We start from the raw sequence: 16,461 nt of genomic DNA, 5'->3' as shown, positions 1-16,461 counted from the left end.
TCACTCCCACTGTTGTTCCCACTGTTTTTCTTCCTCGATCACACGCAGGTCGTCTTGTGTGATCATGAATAGTTCCATCTGGTGTTTTCGTTTAGCCCCTTCAACGAGGAAACGGGGGCTTCCTCCCGTCTCTTCGTCATACAACGTAATTAATCCTGCTGCCTTGTCTAAAAAGAACGCCGTTTTTGCGCGCAACTGACTCGGGTCTTCATAAGGACGTTGCGTGAGCGGTTCAAAAAAATCGGCTTCGAGCCGCAACTGGCTGAACAACTCTTGTTCATACGGCTTATACCGTTCTTCCATCTCTAAAAATGGCGGAAACACCGCGATTTTAATCGGATGTGTTTCTCTTAACTCTAACAATACTTGTCCTGCCCACAATTCACAACCGTTCGTTCCACTGAAGATGAACCATTCGGCCCCGAGTTCGATTGCTTCTGTGATCTTTCGGCGGTACGCTTCTTGGATGATCTCGATGCCGGGATGGTCGGCTTTGAAGATCCCAAGCTCATGGGGCCGATACCCGGTAATCGCAACAACTTTCATAACCTCTTCCTTTCTAACCGAGCTAGACGATGGTTGAGCGCGTGTTGCTGTTTTTGGACGGTCTGTTTCAAGACCGTCTTTTGCTGTTCCACGATCGCAATCGCCTGCTCGGTATATCGAATGGCTGACACGACATCTTTTTGCTGATGTTCTGCATACTTGGCTAGCTCGACCAACGCCTCGGTCGTCCCGACTTCTTTGAAAAGAGGAAGCGCTTCGACGATGCGGCCGGTCCGCTTTAACAGCAGCGCTTGACGCATTTTCGCTCGTTTTGTCGGTTGCTCGATCCGTTCATACTGTTTGAGTGCCTCATCCGTACTCCCTAGATCGTTCAACCAATGGGCCCGCTCTTCTCCAAACGTCGGCTCGTCTGCTTCGACGAGGTGACAGAGCCGCTTATAAAGCGACACGAGGCTCAAGCAATCGGCGTGATGGTGCTCGATGACCGGTTGTAAAATATCAGGGTCCCGCTCTTTGACGTATTGAAAGTAATGCATCGGGGCGAGAAAACCTGGCAGATCGTCCGTTCGGGCATGTCCAAAATGGGCCTCGACCGCTTTTAACGAGACCGACTCGAGTGTCGGCTTCAACAGACGCCTTGACGCATGCAACAGATCGACATGACCGACGGCGGGCAACGCCTTCACTTTCGTCCGGACGAACGTATGACGCGTCTTGATTTGCGGCCAATCGAACGATTTTCCATTGTACGTCACGAACCGGACCTCGTCGCCGATGTCATTGAGAAAGTGATAGTAGAACGCGGTCTCAAATGCCGGGTGCGGCAATACGTACTGAATCATCTCGAGATGGTCTGGCTTGAAGCGGGCGAACCCGATCAAAAAGATGGACGTCCCGGCACCACGGAGCCCGGTCGTCTCCGTATCCATGAACAACACTTGGTCATACGGCACGTCGACCGTGAAGAACGGATGGTCTGCCGTCCCGAGGGCACGTTTCGCCGCGTCGAACGTAAAGTCGTGATACGTCGCTTCAAGCGGATAAATCTCTTTCAAGCGCACGCACCACTCGCTTTCAAACGTCAAGATCTCGCCACCTCGCGCAATCCACTTGGCTTGCTCCGCGTCATCTGGTGTGACCGTCGCTTGTTTCGGTTCATTTGTTTTGATGAGTCGTGATAGCTTCGCTTTCATATCGTTCCTTTCAATGCGGTCAACTGATTAACAACTTGGTCTTTAAAGTCACCGTAGCCGATCATCCCGACGCAACGTGGGCATCCGCTCACACACGGACAATCCTCGACCGTGCGGATTGCTGCGTCTAAAATTTCAGCGGCGTCTCGGAAGAGCGCTTCGCTCAAGCCGATACCGCCCGGATAGCGGTCGTACAAGTAGACGGTCGGTTTATTCGTATGGGTCGCTTTCATTTGAATCGTCGTGAACAAGTCGAGCGTGTCGCACATCAAGTAGAGCGGGGCGAGCCGGCGTAACAAGTCGCTGACGGCCTCGAGCTGATCTTCCATATCGGCTTCCGAGTAAGCGAACCGGTCATCGAGCGTGAACCACGTCGACGTCGTATGCAGCTCCCGTTCCGGCAAGTGAATCGGACCAGATCCGATATTCTCGTGCGTCCCGAACTTGATTTTCTTGAACAGCGTCGCCATCGCGATGACCGACACTTCACCGAACGTCTTGGCACCGCTCGTCTTGTTTTCTTCTAGCACTTTTAACTCCACGGCCAAGTTCGCATCTGTGTAGTAATCGACATCGACGCGCCGCACGTACGCTTTCTTCTCTTCAAAATCGAGTTTCTCGACTTGATATTGCTCGGCCCCATGCAAATAGATCGCCTCGTCGTGAAGCAGCGTCATCGCACTGAACGTGTCCATCTCGCCGATGACTTGATGTTTCGCCGTCTGGTCGACGATGACGACGTTCTCTTGATCGCTCGTCCGCAGCGAGATGTCGTGGGCCGGGAAGGCGTCCGTCATCCAATAGTATTTATTGGCACGCTCATGCAAGATTTGCGCGTCCGTCAAGAAATCAAGGATATCCTCGGTCTCGACCGTACCGAAGCGCTCCCCTTTTTGGAACGGGAGCTCGAAGGCGGCGCACTTCATATGATCGACTAAAATGATCAAGTTGTTCGGGTCAAGACGGGCCGCCTCAGGCGAACGCTCTAAAATCAGGTCTGGTTGCTCGACGACGAGTTGGTCGAGTGATGACGACGAGGCGACGAAGATGACGAGTGATTCCGACTGGCGACGGCCGGCTCTTCCTGCTTGCTGCCAGAGCGAGGCGACGGTGCCGGGATATCCGTTCAATACGCACGCCTCGAGTTGACCGATGTCAACACCGAGTTCGAGCGCGTTCGTCGAAACGACGGCTTTGATTTCACCGTTCCGGAGCCTGCGTTCAATCTCACGCCGCTCTGACGGAAGATAACCGCCCCGATAACCGACGATCGACTTCGGTCCAAGTTCACGTCTCGTCAATTCTTGCAAATACGTCAATAGCACCTCGACACGGACCCGTGACCGAGCGAAGACAATCGTTTGAATATCGGCTTCGACAAGTTTTGATGCGATCCGCTTCGTTTCGAGCGTGGCGCTCCGACGAATCCCGAGCGCTTCATTGACGACCGGAGGGTTATAGAAAATGAGGTGTTTCCTCCCTTGCGGAGCTCCATTATTGTTGACGAGCGTCACTTCTTCCTCGGTCAACAGTTCGGCCAGCTCGACCGGGTTCGCGATCGTCGCGGACGTCATGATCCATTTCGGATAACTTCCATAGTAGGCACAGATTCGTTTGAGCCGCCGAAAGACGTTGGCGACATGGCTCCCGAATACGCCACGATACGTATGCAGTTCATCGACAACGATATATTCGAGGTTTTCAAACAACCGGATCCATTTCGTGTGATGCGGCAAAATCCCTGAGTGAAGCATATCCGGGTTCGTGATGACGATGTTGCCGGCGTCCCGCACTTTCGTCCGCGCTGCCGGCGACGTGTCCCCATCATACGTGAAGCATCGGAGGTCGCCTTCGAGCGCCTCGACCATCTCCATCAAATCGCTGTTCTGGTCTTGCGCGAGCGCTTTCGTCGGATACAGATAGAGGGCTCGTGCCGTCGGTTTCTCAATCATTCTAGACAGCACGGGCAAGTTATAGCAGAGCGTTTTACCAGAAGCTGTCGGCGTCACGATGACAGTCGAGTGCCCACGTGACGTCTGTTCGACCGCTTCGGCCTGATGCGTGTACAATTGCTCGATGCCGCGACTGTTTAACACCCGGACAAGATCGTCTGGGACGCTCGACGGGATGGCCGCGTATCTTGCAGGTTGTGCCTCGACCGTATGCCAGTGTGTGACATTGGCGGAAAAACTCGGGTCGGTCTTTAATGTCTTAATCATCTCTTCGACGGAACGTTTTTTCCGCATAGTGCTCACCAACTTATTTCATGATTTTGAAGGTGCAAGTCGCTCCACGATCGTCTTCACTTGACTGATTCGTTCGTCACGCAAGAGACGATGAACCGCAGGCAAGTGTAGCACCTCCATCGCTTTGAACGCCTCGGCGACATGCTCATTTTCTTCTTCAAGCCGCTCCAACGCATCGTTGTATAACAGGTGCGTCGAACGGCCGAACAAGACGATGGTATGTAACTTCGTGCATTTCGAATGGACTGCTTGCAAATGTTTCGTGTAACGTTGCACCGCTTTATGATAATCCTCGTGCTTCGTCAGCGCTTGGCGCTTGCCGCGCAGAAGTTCTGGATAAAAAGATTCATCGCCGAGAAACATCGTCTCGACGCCGATCCGTTTCAAATAAGGATGGCCGATCGCCTCTGCCACGGCCGAATCATCGATCAATCGTCCGAACGGGATCGATTCTTCTAACAGAATGCGTCCCATCTTCAATCCATTGACGCCGTGAAGGGGTAGGCCAAGATCATCGTCTTGCAGTCGATCGATTACAAACAACACTTTCATCTTTCGCTTAAGAGAGAGTTGAACCATATGTCACCATCCTATTCGCTTTCTTCTCATTATAACAAACCACACAGAAAAACAGGGCGTTGATGTCGCCCTGTTTAAAGTAAGTCAATTTATTCGCGATTGTCATTTTCACGGTCTTGGTTTGATTCAGACGTGTCTGAGTTAGACTGTGATTCGAGCTCGGTCGAAGATTCTTCTTCAGCCGGAGGCGTCTCTTCTGTCGCCGGCTCTTCAGTCGTCTCTCCTTCACCGCCTTCATTGTTCCCATTTCCATTTTCGTTTTCGCTGTTACCATTACCGTTATTGTTGTCAGTCTCATTCGGTGGTGTTTCTTCAGTCGGCTCTTCTTCTGGAGGCGTCTCTTCCGTTGCCGGTTCTTCCTCTTCTTCAGCCGGTTCTTGACTGCGTTCGACCGTGTATTGCGTTTGGGCCGGGCTCGACTGTTGCTCACCTACGAGTTGGTTCGAAGCGGTCGCGACGATGGTGAACGTCGTCGTCCCGTTCTGGAGGCCCGAAATAGCAATGCTCGTGTCTTCCGTCGTTCCGACGACACGTTCGCTGCCGTCCGGACGTTTCTCCGTCACGGTGAACGAGAGACCTTGATAGCCGTCCGCTTCGACCGCTTGACGATTATATGACCACGTCAACGTCCCGCTGTCAGCCGGAATGTCGTAATTGATTGACGCGCCGGTCGGTGCCGGAAGATTTTTCGGTTCCAAATCTTTCGGTTTCGTCCCTTTGACGTAGAGTTCATTGCCGAGCGACAAGACGGAATCCGGCTGTTGGAAGCGGTCCGGGCTTCCGGTCGCATTCGTCACTTGCTGCATCATATATTCGAAGTAATACTGGGCATGGTTCGGTTTGCTCACTTTTTCATCAGCCCCGCTTACTCTTCCGGTCCAGACCGAGATCGCATAATCGGTCGTGTAACCCGTGAACCATTTGTCTTTCTCATCGTTCGTCGTCCCGGTTTTTCCGGCGACGTCCCACGGGAACGCTCCTGGCTCGTACGTCCCGTTTGAGCCGCTGACGACGTCACGGAGCATATCGGTCAACATATATGCGGTATAGTCTTCCATCGCCTGCTTCGCTTTGATCGGCGAGTTGATCGTCGATCCGTCGTTGAACTCGATCTTTTGGATCAAGTGCGGCTTCGTATACATCCCGTTGTTCCCGAGCGCCGCGTAGGCAGCCGCCATTTGCGTCGTGCTCGCCTCGGCTGTACCGAGACTGTTCGACAACACTATCTCGTCACCTGAACGGGCCGGTTCGATGCCGACGTTCTCGACGAACGATTCGATCGCCTCAGGACCGAACTCGTCCTGTACTTCTTGGAAAGCACGGACGGCCGGTGTGTTCCCGGAAATCGTCAAGTAGTAGCGCATCGTGTTAGGACCGCGATAACCTTCGTAATAGTTTTTTGGGCCATCTTCCCCTTCAAACGGCGCATCCATCAAGATCTTCCCGGTCGACCATTGCGCGTTCTCAATCCCTGGGCCGTAATCGAAGAACGGCTTCGCCGTCGACCCGATTTGGCGTTTCTCCCGCGAATAGTCACGGTAGTTCTTGTCGCCTTGTTTCGGTTGCTGACTGTCGATGACGGCGACGATTTCACCCGTCTTCGTGTTCAACACGGTCGCTCCCATGCGGAGATCTTCCGGGAACTCACCGTTTGGAATGTTCACGTTATCTGTCTTAATATCTTTATTGAATTTCGCATGGAGCTCTTTATTGATCGACGTATAAACTTTCAAACCTGTCCCGTAAATATCAGACTGTTCTAAGCCGTAGTCTTCTTCGAGTTCCGCTTGGACACGGGCGTAAATCGAACGGGTGTACGACTCTTCTTCTGTCTGCGCACCCGGCGAGATGACGTCGGCAATCTCGACGTCGAGCGCCTCGTTATACTGTTGTTCTGTGATATGACCGTCCCGCTTCATTGCCGACAGCACTTGTTCTTGACGGTAACGCGTGAGTTCTTGGTCGCCAGCGATGGGATCATAAGCGCTCGGTCGCTGCGGGAGCCCCGCTAAGATAGCTGCTTCTTGATAGTTCACTTCTGACACCGGCTTATTGAAGTACGTCTTCGAGGCCGCTTGCACACCCCACGCCCCTGAACCGTAGTAGTTCTTGTTCAAGTACATCTCGAGAATCTGTTCTTTCGTGTACTCGCGCTCGAGTTTCACGGCGAGCCACTGCTCTTGTAATTTACGTTTTAATTTCTTGTCGGTCGACAAGAACGACTGTTTGACGAGCTGTTGCGTGATCGTTGAACCACCTTCAGACCCGAAACCGTCGGTCACGTTCGCGAGCACGGCACCGCCGATGCGGCGCAAGTCGATCCCGTTATGCTCATAGAAGCGACGGTCCTCGATCGAGATGACCGCTTGCTGCATCACTTCTGAAATATCATCGATTGACACGTACTCACGGATCTGACCGCTTTCTTCAAGCGGTTCACCTTCAGCCGACAGTAGCTGAATCGGGTACGTATCGACTAATTTCTCCTCATCGAGCGGCGGTGCGGTCGCAATCGCGTAGGCTGTATAAGCTCCTCCGACGACCACTCCGACGATCAACAACAATCCTATAATAAGTAGGATGCGTCTCCACATCGGTTTCTTTGTTTGTTGTTTTGATTTTTTCGTTTGTTGCTTTGGCTTTTTCGTCGTATCTTGTCGACGCGCCATCCGACTTCGTTCCATTCACGCTTCACTCCTTCTATTCAATCGAGCCACGCTTCAATCGCCGTCAAATAATCGATGGCTGGAAGGGCTCGTGTTGGAACTTCGATTGCCTCTTGTTCAATATATGCGAGTGGGATCGACTTACGTCCCGTCTCTCGCTGCTCCCACCAATGTAATAATTGCTCCGTTGATAACACATATTGCGTATTATAGCGGCTAAACCGGATGATGACAAAACAAATCCCTCCGTGATGCTCACACTCGCGCATGTGATTGATTTGATGATCATGAAAGTTTCCGAGCGGGAACGACGTTTTATTGTTCGTCTCTTTCGCTTCAAAATCAATGTATTTCCCGCGATAGACCCCGTTGTAGTCGGTCGTCGAGGCTTGCTTAAAATACGCCTCGGTCACTTTGGCCGCGCTCCGTTTCGGGTAATCGACTTTGACGATTTGAAGCGGGGTCGGTTTTTTATGGATGACCGCTTTTCCGTGGAGTCGATAAAACTCGTTCGTATCGTTCAGAAGCGTCTCTAAATTCATGCCTCGATTCGCATACGTTGGTGGACTGGACTTTGCCGGTATCTCGGCCGCTCTCGGTTTCTTCCCGTTTGGATAATGGAACAATGTCGTCACCCCTAATTACTAGTTTAACAGGTTGATCCACTCGTTCCTTCCGTCTGAAGTCTGATTGTCGAGTTATGTCGCTCGACTCCTCCGTGGATTTTCCGCAATCCATATCGTACCAAACTCCCGTATGTTAAACTAGTGTGTAGTACATTGTGTATTCAAATTGACACGACCTTGTTACGGTGTCACTGAATACTTTTCTACAATAAGTCCTCTACTTATTAACCGAAATGTGAACAGGCTAAACGCTGATTGACGAGACTTTAAAAAAGTAAGCGATCGAGAGCGTTTCGCGAGGACTGGAAATAAACTAGGCGGCTTGGAATCCATATCCCTAAGCCCTGTTGGAGGAGTAAGATGGAGACACAAAAGAAGTATGTCATGTTCGTCGACGAGACAGGTACACCAAAAGGCAACACTCAGTTCAACTTGACCGGGGTACTGATGGAATACAAGTATGCGATTGACGCCGATGAGGCCGGAATGCCGTGCGAATTGAAGCGACGCTTACAAGCGTTCAAACGAGATGTCTTCAAAACGGAAAATATCCCACTGCATTTAAAAGAAATTTTAAAGGCCGAGCATCCATATGGAAAAGACGATGGGATTACAATCGATATGCTCCGTGATTTTTGGAACAAACTCCCAGACTTCTTGCGCGATATCAATTGCACGATCGTCAGTGTCGAGGTCGATAAACAGAAGCTTCACGATTTCTACTCGACGCCGAAAGACCCTTATGTCGTCGCTTTCGCCCATTTGATGAAATCGTTTTATGCATTTTTGGAAGAGACGGAAGCTGTCAGCGCCCGTGTCGTCCTCGAGTCGCGCGACGATTATCAGAACCTGCTCATTCAAAAAGCATTTTTCGATATCTTCAATTCCGGGACGGTCCATCTCGACGTCGAGAAGAGCCGACAAAAAATCAAAGGGTTCATCTTCTCAGAGAAACAAAGCACGATCTATCAATCTGGTCTTGAAATCGCTGACCTCGTCTGCCTGCCGCTCTCGCGCGTGCGCCGCGGCGTGATCGAAGTGAAACCACGGTTCGTCCATTATGGGGATGAAAACCGAATCTTCAAAGCCATCAAGGACAAGATTTACATTCGTAAAGACAGTCCAGACCAAGATTTCCGCAACTGGGGCTTCAAAAAAGTCCCAATCACGAAAAAACGTCGCGAATGGAGCGACCATCCCTGGAACCATTAAAAATCGCCTCGTAGCCATCTACGAGGCGATTTTTTTATGAATTCGTCGCTTGTTGCGACTTCATCCGCTTCTTGCCTTCGCGGCACATATGCAAGAGCGGGCACGTCTCGCAGCCGGGCCGTTGTGCCTTGCAGTGATACCGTCCGAAAAAGATAAACTGGTGGTGGAGCTGCGACCAGTCTTCACGGGGAAACTTCTTCATGAGCGTGTCTTCGACTTGACGGACGTTGTCTTTCCAACGGCAGATGCCGAGCCGTTTGGACACACGCTCGACGTGGGTATCGACCGCGAACGCCGGTTCATGAAAGGCGACCGACAACACGACGTTCGCCGTCTTACGCCCGACTCCAGGCAGCGCCTCGAGTGATTCCCGGTCGTCCGGGACGATCCCTCCGTGCAGATCAAGAATTCGCATCGATAGCGCTTTGACGTTTTTGGCCTTGTTTCGAAACAGACCGATTCGTTTAATGAGCGACTCGATTTCCGCTACGTCAGCCGCAGCCATCGCCTCGACCGTCGGGAACGCCTCGAACAGTCCAGGCGTCACTTGGTTGACGAGCGCGTCCGTCGCCTGCGCGGACAGCGCCACGGCGACGACGAGTTCGAACGGGTTGCGGTGGGTCAGCTCACAATGGGCGTCCGGGAACATTTGCCGCATCGTCTCCGAGATTTCGTTCAATTGAGCTCTCGTCAACATCACTTTTTCCTCCGTTGATACTCGACCAAGTCTTCAAGTGACTCGACTTTATGGTCTTGCCAAACGCTCAAGATTTTATCCATGTACTTGAAGTTGCGGACGTTACGCAGTTTCGCCTCGCGGAGCGCGGCCAAGATGAGTTCTTCACTGAAACCGTCTTCGGTCAACCAGCCGACGATTTGCTCGATCTCAAACGGCGTGATCGTCCCGAACTCCCGCTCGAACGTATGGATAAGGTTCTCGTTTAGCGACTGCGTATTTTTTTCAGGGGCGCCGTCTTCTTCGAGTGCTTGGAAAAGAGGGAGCAGACTGTATCGCTCCACTTCCGCCGACGCATCGATGGCGACGAGCTCTTTTTGTAGCAGCCCGAGCAGAACAGAGCGTGCCTCGCTCTCGGGAACGTTCATCCGGTCGCCGAGCTCGCTCGGAAGCGGCATCTCGATGCCTTCTCCCGTCAACTCCAACAAGTGGACGACGAGACAAAACTCGACCGGGTTGAGATTGAGACGACGTGCATCGGTGAACAGCTTCCTCGGAACGACGACCGGACTTTGTTCAAACAGCTTGATCAGATTATGTGCATCCATGTCGCACATCCTTTCTAGACAAATCAATCGGGGAAGACAATTAGTCATCCCCGATTGGCGATTATGGGTGAATTCGGTTCAATAGACGTGGGAACGGAATCGCTTCACGGATGTGTTCGATTCCGCTGATCCAAGCGACGGTCCGCTCAAGACCGAGCCCGAAGCCCGAGTGTGGGACCGAGCCGTACTTACGCAACTCAAGATACCAGTCATACGCATCGGTCTCATCCAGTCCTTCTTTGACGATCTCTTCTTTCAAGCGGTCGTAGTCGTCTTCACGCTGCGAACCGCCGATGATCTCGCCGTAACCTTCAGGTGCGATCAAATCGGCACAAAGGACGAGTTCAGGGTTCTCTGGATCGACTTTCATGTAGAACGGCTTGATTTCTTTCGGCCAATGGGTGATGAACACCGGCAAATCATGCGCGTTGGCGATCGCCGTCTCGTGCGGCGCCCCGAAGTCATCCCCGTACTCGATGTCATCGAAGCCTTCTTCTTTCAAGAACTTGATCGCGTCCGTATAACGAATACGTGGGAACGGCGCTTGAACTTTTTCAAGTTTCTCCAAGTCGCGTCCGAGCAACTCAAGCTCGTTCCGGCAATGGTCAAGCGCTGACTTCGCGATGTATGATACATAACGCTCTTGCAGATCAAGACTCATATCATGGTCGAAGAATGCCATCTCCGGCTCGATCATCCAAAACTCGATCAAGTGGCGACGTGTCTTCGATTTTTCAGCGCGGAACGTCGGACCGAACGAGAACACTTTGCCGAGCGCCATCGCTGCGGCTTCCATATATAACTGACCTGTTTGCGACAAGTAGGCCGGTTGACCGAAGTAGTCCGTCTCGAACAACTCCGTCGTTCCTTCCGGCGCGCTCGACGTGATGATCGGCGGATCGATCTTGACGAATCCTTCTTGGTTATAGAACTCGTATGTGGCCCGGATCAATTCGTTCCGGACTTTCATGATCGCGTGCTGGCGACGCGACCGGAGCCAGAGGTGACGGTTGTCCATCAAGAACTCCGTCCCGTGTTCTTTCGGCGTGATCGGATAGTCGATCGATTCCGAGATGACTTCCATCGCTGTCACTTCGAGTTCGAAGCCGAGCGGCGTCCGGCCGCCGTCCGATTTGACGTTACCCGTCACCCAGACTGACGTCTCTTGCGTCACGCCTTTTGCGAGGGCGAACAGTTCTTCCGCGACTTCTGCTTTGACGACGACGGCTTGGGCGAACCCGCTCCCGTCCCGGAGTTGAAGGAAGGCGATTTTACCACTCGAACGTTTGTTGGCGATCCAGGCACCGACCCGGACCGATTGTCCTTCATAATCTTTAAATTGGCTAATTGAAATAGTTGTCATGTTCATATCCATCCTTTCGCTTATCGAGCGCTACTCTTGATAAAGTTTTCCACTCGATCGAGCGCTTCTAGTACTCGCTTCAATTCTGTTGCATAAGACAAGCGGACGTAATCATCCTGCCCAAAGCCCGATCCCGGCACGAGCGCGACGAATGCTTCACCGAGCACTGCTTCGCACCATGCGTCGACCGAGTCGTAGCCGCTCATCGACGCGGCTTGTTTGGCGTTGGCGTATAAGTAGAATGCCCCTTGCGGTTTCAGGCACGTGATGCCTGGTATGTTGATCAATCGCTCATAGACGATCTCAAGGCGCTCTTCAAATGAGACCCGCATCATCTCGACATCATCTTGCGAGCCGTTGTACGCCTCGACGGCCGCCGCTTGGGCGATCGACGTCGGATTCGACGTCGAGTGCGATGCGAGGTTCGTCATCGCTTCGATGATCGTCTTGTCTCCGATCGCGTACCCGATGCGCCACCCGGTCATCGCATGTGACTTCGAGACCCCGTTGATGATGATCGTCCGCTCACGCATGTCAGGAAGCGTGGCGATCGAGACGAACTCGCTATCGCCATAGACGAGCTTCTCATAGATCTCGTCACTGACGACGAGCAGGTCGTGCCGTTTGACGACTTGGGCGAGCGCGACCAATTCTGACTCCGTATAGATCATACCGGTCGGGTTGGACGGGCTGTTCAAGATGACCGCTTTCGTCCGGTCTGTGATGGCGGCTTCAAGTGACTCTGGCGTCAGTTTGAACGTCGTCGCCTCTGTCGTCTCCACATAGACCGGGACACCGTCGGCAAGTTTCACTTGTTCCGGATAACTCACCCAATACGGGACCGGGATGATGACTTCATCACCTTCGTCGAGAATCGCTTGGAACAAGGCGTATAACGCATGTTTCGCCCCTGAGGCGACCATGACCTCGTTACGCTCGAACGTGAGGTCGCTGTCGCGTTTCGTCTTCTCGATGATGGCATCTTTTAAAGCGACCGTTCCGCCTGAAGGCGTATACTTCGTATCGCCGTCACGTGCAGCCTTGCATGCGGCCTCAATAATTCGTTCAGGCGTATTGAAGTCCGGCTCACCGGCCCCGAGTCCGATGACGTCTTGTCCCGAAGCTTTCAATGCTTTCGCTTTCGCCGTGATCGCGAGCGTCGTCGAAGGTGTTAACTGTTTTACACGTCTTGCCAATAGATGTTCCATCGATATCCTCCTCTAATCTCGTTCAGTTCGAATCCGCCAGTTGGACCCGTCTTATAAAGTCTCCGGTTTGAAGCGTGTAATAGGAATACGTATACGTCGCCCCTGATTTCGTCACGACTTCGATGAGCGCCCGCTCGTCAAACCCGTACTTACAACTGACGAGCGTACCACCGGTCTCCTCGAGCGAATCGGCACAGACTTTATCTAAGTCGACCGACTCGATCTCACGTGTCTCGATCGGTTGCTTACTGTCGACCGGCACGAACAGGACGCGGTCCGTCTCCTCGAAGACGACGTACGGTTCCGTCCCGTTAAAGAGCTCAGCCCGTTCGATCCGGACCGTCGGCTGTTCGGCCTCAAGACGATCGCGCGCTTCCGCGATCATGTTTTGTTTTGTCCGTTCCGTATGACCGACCGTGAACCAATAAATCCCACTAAACACGATGACGACACCGATGAGTGCCGTCATAAGAGCAACCACTACTTTTGTCTTCCGCGTCATTCTGTCCGATAGATGGTGAACACCATCTCTTCTTTCTTCGGATCATTCACTTTTTTCTCTAGTGCAAGACCGAACATCAAATCTTGGCTCTTCAGTGTACGATTCAATAGGTCGACGATTTTGTACACGTCTGCCGTCGGCTCGATCCGAACGGTCGCGAGCGTCTCAATATTCGAATTCATGTTTACTCCTCCTTCAAAACACTATACCCATCATTATAAAGCGATAATTTCACGCTGCCTAGCGTTATCTCTGATTTCCTAGAGTCGTCTCTTCTTTCTCATCTAAAAACAGTTCGAGCTCGGCCAGTGACGTCTCAAGCGATCCTTCGATCCGGTCGACGGCCGGGAGACTATTGAGAAACTGTTTCCCGTAACGCGTCGTCTCGACGCGGCGGTCGAAGACGAAGATGGCGCCGTAATCCTCTTTCGAGCGAATGAGGCGACCGACGCCTTGTTTAAAGCGGATGACCGCTTGCGGAAGTGACAGTTCGAAAAACGACGACTTCCCGGTCGCTTCAATTTTTTCAGACCGCGCCTGAATGACTGGTTGGTCGGGCGGGGCGAACGGGAGACGCACGATGACGAGGCAGGTGAGCGCTTCTCCCGGGATATCGACCCCTTCCCAAAAGCTGGCCGTCCCGAACAAAATCGACTGATCGATTCGTTTGAACTGCTTCGTCAAACGGCTGCGCGAGCCGCCGCTGACGCCTTGGGCAAGCAACGTATACGCGTCGTCTAGCTGATGTCTCACCGCCTCGTGCGTCAAACGTAACAGTTCGTTCGACGTGAACAAGACGAGCATGCGTCCTTTCGTCACGTTAGCAATCCGGGCAATCGAAGCGGCGATTTGATCGACGAAATGCGGTAACGGCACTTCGTTGATCAACGGGATGTCTGACGGGACGAACAATTTCGCCTGTTTCTTGAAGTCAAACGGCGAAGCGAGGACGACCCGTCTCACATCCTGACCGTCGAGACCGAGCCTGCGCTCGATAAAACCGAAGCGACCGGACACGGTCATCGTCGCCGACGTCAAAATCGTCGGCCGTTTCGCAAACAAGCGCTCATGGAGCAACGGTCCGATTTCGACCGGTTGCGTATAGACCGAGGTCAATTTGCGGTTGGCCAAATTCAACTCGACCCAACTGACAGCGTCGTCGTCGCGGGTGAGCATCGTTTCATACAGCACGCTCTCAATCTCCCGCACGTCCCCGATGAACGCCTTCAAGTCACCGATCACGGCGCGTTGCTTGAACGTCATATGCTCTTTATGCTCATCGAGAAGACGAAGCATCTGCCGGAGCGACATCCGAAGCGTCCGTAAACGGTTCTCAAGCCGCTTCGCCACTTCACGGATCGGTCGGAACACGTCACCTTCCCGTTCGAAGCGAACGGTTTGCCGTTGATCTTTTTTCTTGCCGAGCGACTGGAGTGCCGTCAACAGGTCGTCTAGTTCGACATCGACTTGGGCTAACGCCTGGTCGGTCTCTTTACTGAACGCTTCCGTCTCTTCGGACACGGACGTCAAGTCGGCAAGTTGCAGCAGCCGGGAGTGGAACTTCCCGTCGGCCCCGTAGCCGAACCATTTGAATAAGCGATCGAACTGGATCGCGTCGAACGTGACACCGAAATGATGTGAGGCGACCTCTTCGACTTGATGCGCCTCGTCCAAGATGAGCGGCGTGTCGGTCGGAAGAATCCCGGCCTGATGCTGCAAATCCGAGAAGAGCAACGCGTGATTCGTGACGATGATGTCCGCCTCTTTCGAACGCAGGACGGCCCGCGTGAAGAAGTCACGGCTATACCAAGGATCGAAGCGGCCGAAATCCGTTGCCGCGTCGGCTTGAATGAGCCGTTTGAACGAAGCCGGTCCTTGTGTCGCCGCTCCAGGGAGTGACAACTCTTCCAAGTCCCCTGTCTCCGTCTCGGTCAACCAGACGAGCACCATCGCCTTACACATCGCCGAGAGCATCCCGTCATTCGTCTCCTCGAGCACCATCTCAAACTTCCGAAGATCGATATAGTTGCGTCTTCCTTTCAAAAGCGTGAACTCGATTTCCGGGAAGATGGCTTTTAAGATCGGCAAGTCCCGGTTGAGCAGCTGTTCTTGTAATTGGATCGTATGCGTGCTGACGACGACCGGGCGTTTCGTCTCAAGGGCGTGATGCGCGCTCGGGATCAAGTAGGCTAACGTCTTGCCTGTGCCGGTCCCGGCCTCGATGAGAAGCGTCGCCTCATCGTCGAGCGCCTTATAGACGTGCCGCATCATCTCGAATTGACTTTGTCTCGGTTCGAATTGGTCGAACAGTGACGGAAGCGTCTCTTCGATCGTCCGATGAAGAAACGGTTCGAACGGTTCGCGCTCGACCGCCGGCTCAAACGAATCAGTCAGGCGACGGAGTGCGATTTTCCGGTGGATATCGTACGTCGTCTCGTCATCTGGTCGAATACCAATCTCGACGATGAGATCATCGAGCAACGGCTCGATGTTGCTCGTCCACGACTCGGACAGACGGCGCAACTGTTTTAGCGTCACGACCGGTAGCGTCTGCAGACGATCGAGTTGTTGAATAAACAACTCCGCGGTCGCCTCAGCGTCGCTGAGGGCGCGGTGCGCGTCCGTGTGCACCAAGTCGAACGTGTCGGCGAGTGACTCGAGCGCGTGGCTTTCAAGTGTCGGATACAAGATGCGCGCGAGTTCGACCGTATCGATGGCCCGCCCTTGGAAAGGTAAATATCCTGCCAGTTCTAAACTCTCATTTAAAAAATTCAAATCAAACGAAACGTTGTGGGCAACGAACACTCGCCCATCTAACATCTTCCAAATATCAGGGATAACGTCTTCAAACGTCGGAGCAGACGCCACATCCTGATCTGTTATCGTCGTCAACTGCGTGATAAAAGGAGGGATTGGACGACTCGGTCGAATCAACGTACTGTAGCGCTCAATCACTTCACTACCTTGTACGACCACCGCCGCGAATTCAATCAGTTCATCGCCGGATTTGACGGAATGACCGGTCGTCTCTAAATCCACTATCACATAAGTGTCCATAACATCCATCCCATCTTC

Annotated in this window: 14 protein-coding genes; 1 reads left to right on the top strand and 13 read right to left on the bottom strand. The window is 52.9% G+C overall.

Features of this window, described 5'->3' with window-relative positions:
• The 6 genes from EVJ20_RS02615 to recU form a co-directional block, all read right to left on the bottom strand.
• Positions 1-546 carry an SLOG family protein gene (locus tag EVJ20_RS02615; protein WP_016509942.1) on the bottom strand — a complete coding sequence of 182 codons (546 nt, stop codon included), beginning with the start codon at positions 544-546 and terminating at the stop codon, positions 1-3.
• Entirely contained in the window at positions 543-1,700 is a 1,158-nt protein-coding gene (locus tag EVJ20_RS02610) for a ribonuclease H-like domain-containing protein (RefSeq protein ID WP_131443307.1), read from the bottom strand. Before EVJ20_RS02610 ends, EVJ20_RS02615 begins: the two co-directional genes overlap by 4 nt.
• Positions 1,697-3,946: a DEAD/DEAH box helicase gene (locus EVJ20_RS02605; RefSeq protein ID WP_131506980.1), complete on the bottom strand. Its 2,250-nt coding sequence runs from the start codon at positions 3,944-3,946 to the stop codon at positions 1,697-1,699. Before EVJ20_RS02605 ends, EVJ20_RS02610 begins: the two co-directional genes overlap by 4 nt.
• An 18-nt stretch (positions 3,947-3,964) precedes the next feature.
• Positions 3,965-4,525 carry a hypothetical protein gene (locus EVJ20_RS02600; protein ID WP_236636151.1) on the bottom strand — a complete coding sequence of 187 codons (561 nt, stop codon included), beginning with the start codon at positions 4,523-4,525 and terminating at the stop codon, positions 3,965-3,967.
• Positions 4,526-4,614: 89 nt separating this feature from the next.
• The gene (locus EVJ20_RS02595) at positions 4,615-7,209 is read right to left on the bottom strand and encodes a transglycosylase domain-containing protein (RefSeq protein ID WP_131506977.1); all 2,595 of its coding nucleotides are present in this window, start codon (positions 7,207-7,209) and stop codon (positions 4,615-4,617) included.
• A gap of 20 nt (positions 7,210-7,229) precedes the next feature.
• On the bottom strand, positions 7,230-7,826 hold the full coding sequence (recU, locus tag EVJ20_RS02590) for a Holliday junction resolvase RecU (protein WP_131506975.1): 597 nt from the start codon (positions 7,824-7,826) through the stop codon (positions 7,230-7,232).
• 351 nt (positions 7,827-8,177) lie between these two features.
• On the opposite strand from recU, the gene EVJ20_RS02585 reads away from it, so the two are divergent.
• On the top strand, positions 8,178-9,029 hold the full coding sequence (locus tag EVJ20_RS02585; protein WP_083273962.1) for a DUF3800 domain-containing protein: 852 nt from the start codon (positions 8,178-8,180) through the stop codon (positions 9,027-9,029).
• A 34-nt stretch (positions 9,030-9,063) separates the two neighbouring features.
• On the opposite strand, the gene nth is transcribed toward EVJ20_RS02585, so the two are convergent.
• From nth to dinG, 7 genes are all read right to left on the bottom strand, one after another.
• Positions 9,064-9,726: an endonuclease III gene (nth, locus tag EVJ20_RS02580; protein WP_131465218.1), complete on the bottom strand. Its 663-nt coding sequence runs from the start codon at positions 9,724-9,726 to the stop codon at positions 9,064-9,066.
• Positions 9,726-10,313 (bottom strand): DnaD domain-containing protein, encoded by a 588-nt coding sequence (locus tag EVJ20_RS02575; protein WP_070327409.1) that lies wholly within the window; start codon positions 10,311-10,313, stop codon positions 9,726-9,728. The genes nth and EVJ20_RS02575 overlap by 1 nt, the downstream gene beginning before the upstream one ends.
• Before the next feature lie 61 nt (positions 10,314-10,374).
• On the bottom strand, positions 10,375-11,676 hold the full coding sequence (gene asnS / locus EVJ20_RS02570) for an asparagine--tRNA ligase (RefSeq protein WP_070327410.1): 1,302 nt from the start codon (positions 11,674-11,676) through the stop codon (positions 10,375-10,377).
• A gap of 20 nt (positions 11,677-11,696) precedes the next feature.
• On the bottom strand, positions 11,697-12,884 hold the full coding sequence (locus EVJ20_RS02565; RefSeq protein WP_131506973.1) for a pyridoxal phosphate-dependent aminotransferase: 1,188 nt from the start codon (positions 12,882-12,884) through the stop codon (positions 11,697-11,699).
• Positions 12,885-12,906: 22 nt separating this feature from the next.
• Positions 12,907-13,353 carry a hypothetical protein gene (locus EVJ20_RS02560; RefSeq protein WP_236633731.1) on the bottom strand — a complete coding sequence of 149 codons (447 nt, stop codon included), beginning with the start codon at positions 13,351-13,353 and terminating at the stop codon, positions 12,907-12,909.
• 29 nt (positions 13,354-13,382) lie between these two features.
• A complete protein-coding gene (locus EVJ20_RS02555) occupies positions 13,383-13,568 on the bottom strand; it encodes a YpmA family protein (RefSeq protein ID WP_016509977.1) in 186 nt (61 codons plus the stop codon).
• 64 nt (positions 13,569-13,632) lie between these two features.
• Positions 13,633-16,443, bottom strand: coding sequence for an ATP-dependent DNA helicase DinG (dinG, locus tag EVJ20_RS02550; RefSeq protein WP_131506971.1), 2,811 nt, complete (start codon positions 16,441-16,443; stop codon positions 13,633-13,635).
• Between the last annotated feature and the right edge of the window lie 18 nt (positions 16,444-16,461).

Source organism: Exiguobacterium sp. SH0S1 (assembly GCF_004337165.1).
Lineage (GTDB): Bacteria > Bacillota > Bacilli > Exiguobacteriales > Exiguobacteriaceae > Exiguobacterium > Exiguobacterium aurantiacum_A.
The sequence above is the reverse complement of the archived record's forward strand: the minus strand, read 5'-3'. Positions and strand labels throughout refer to the sequence as shown.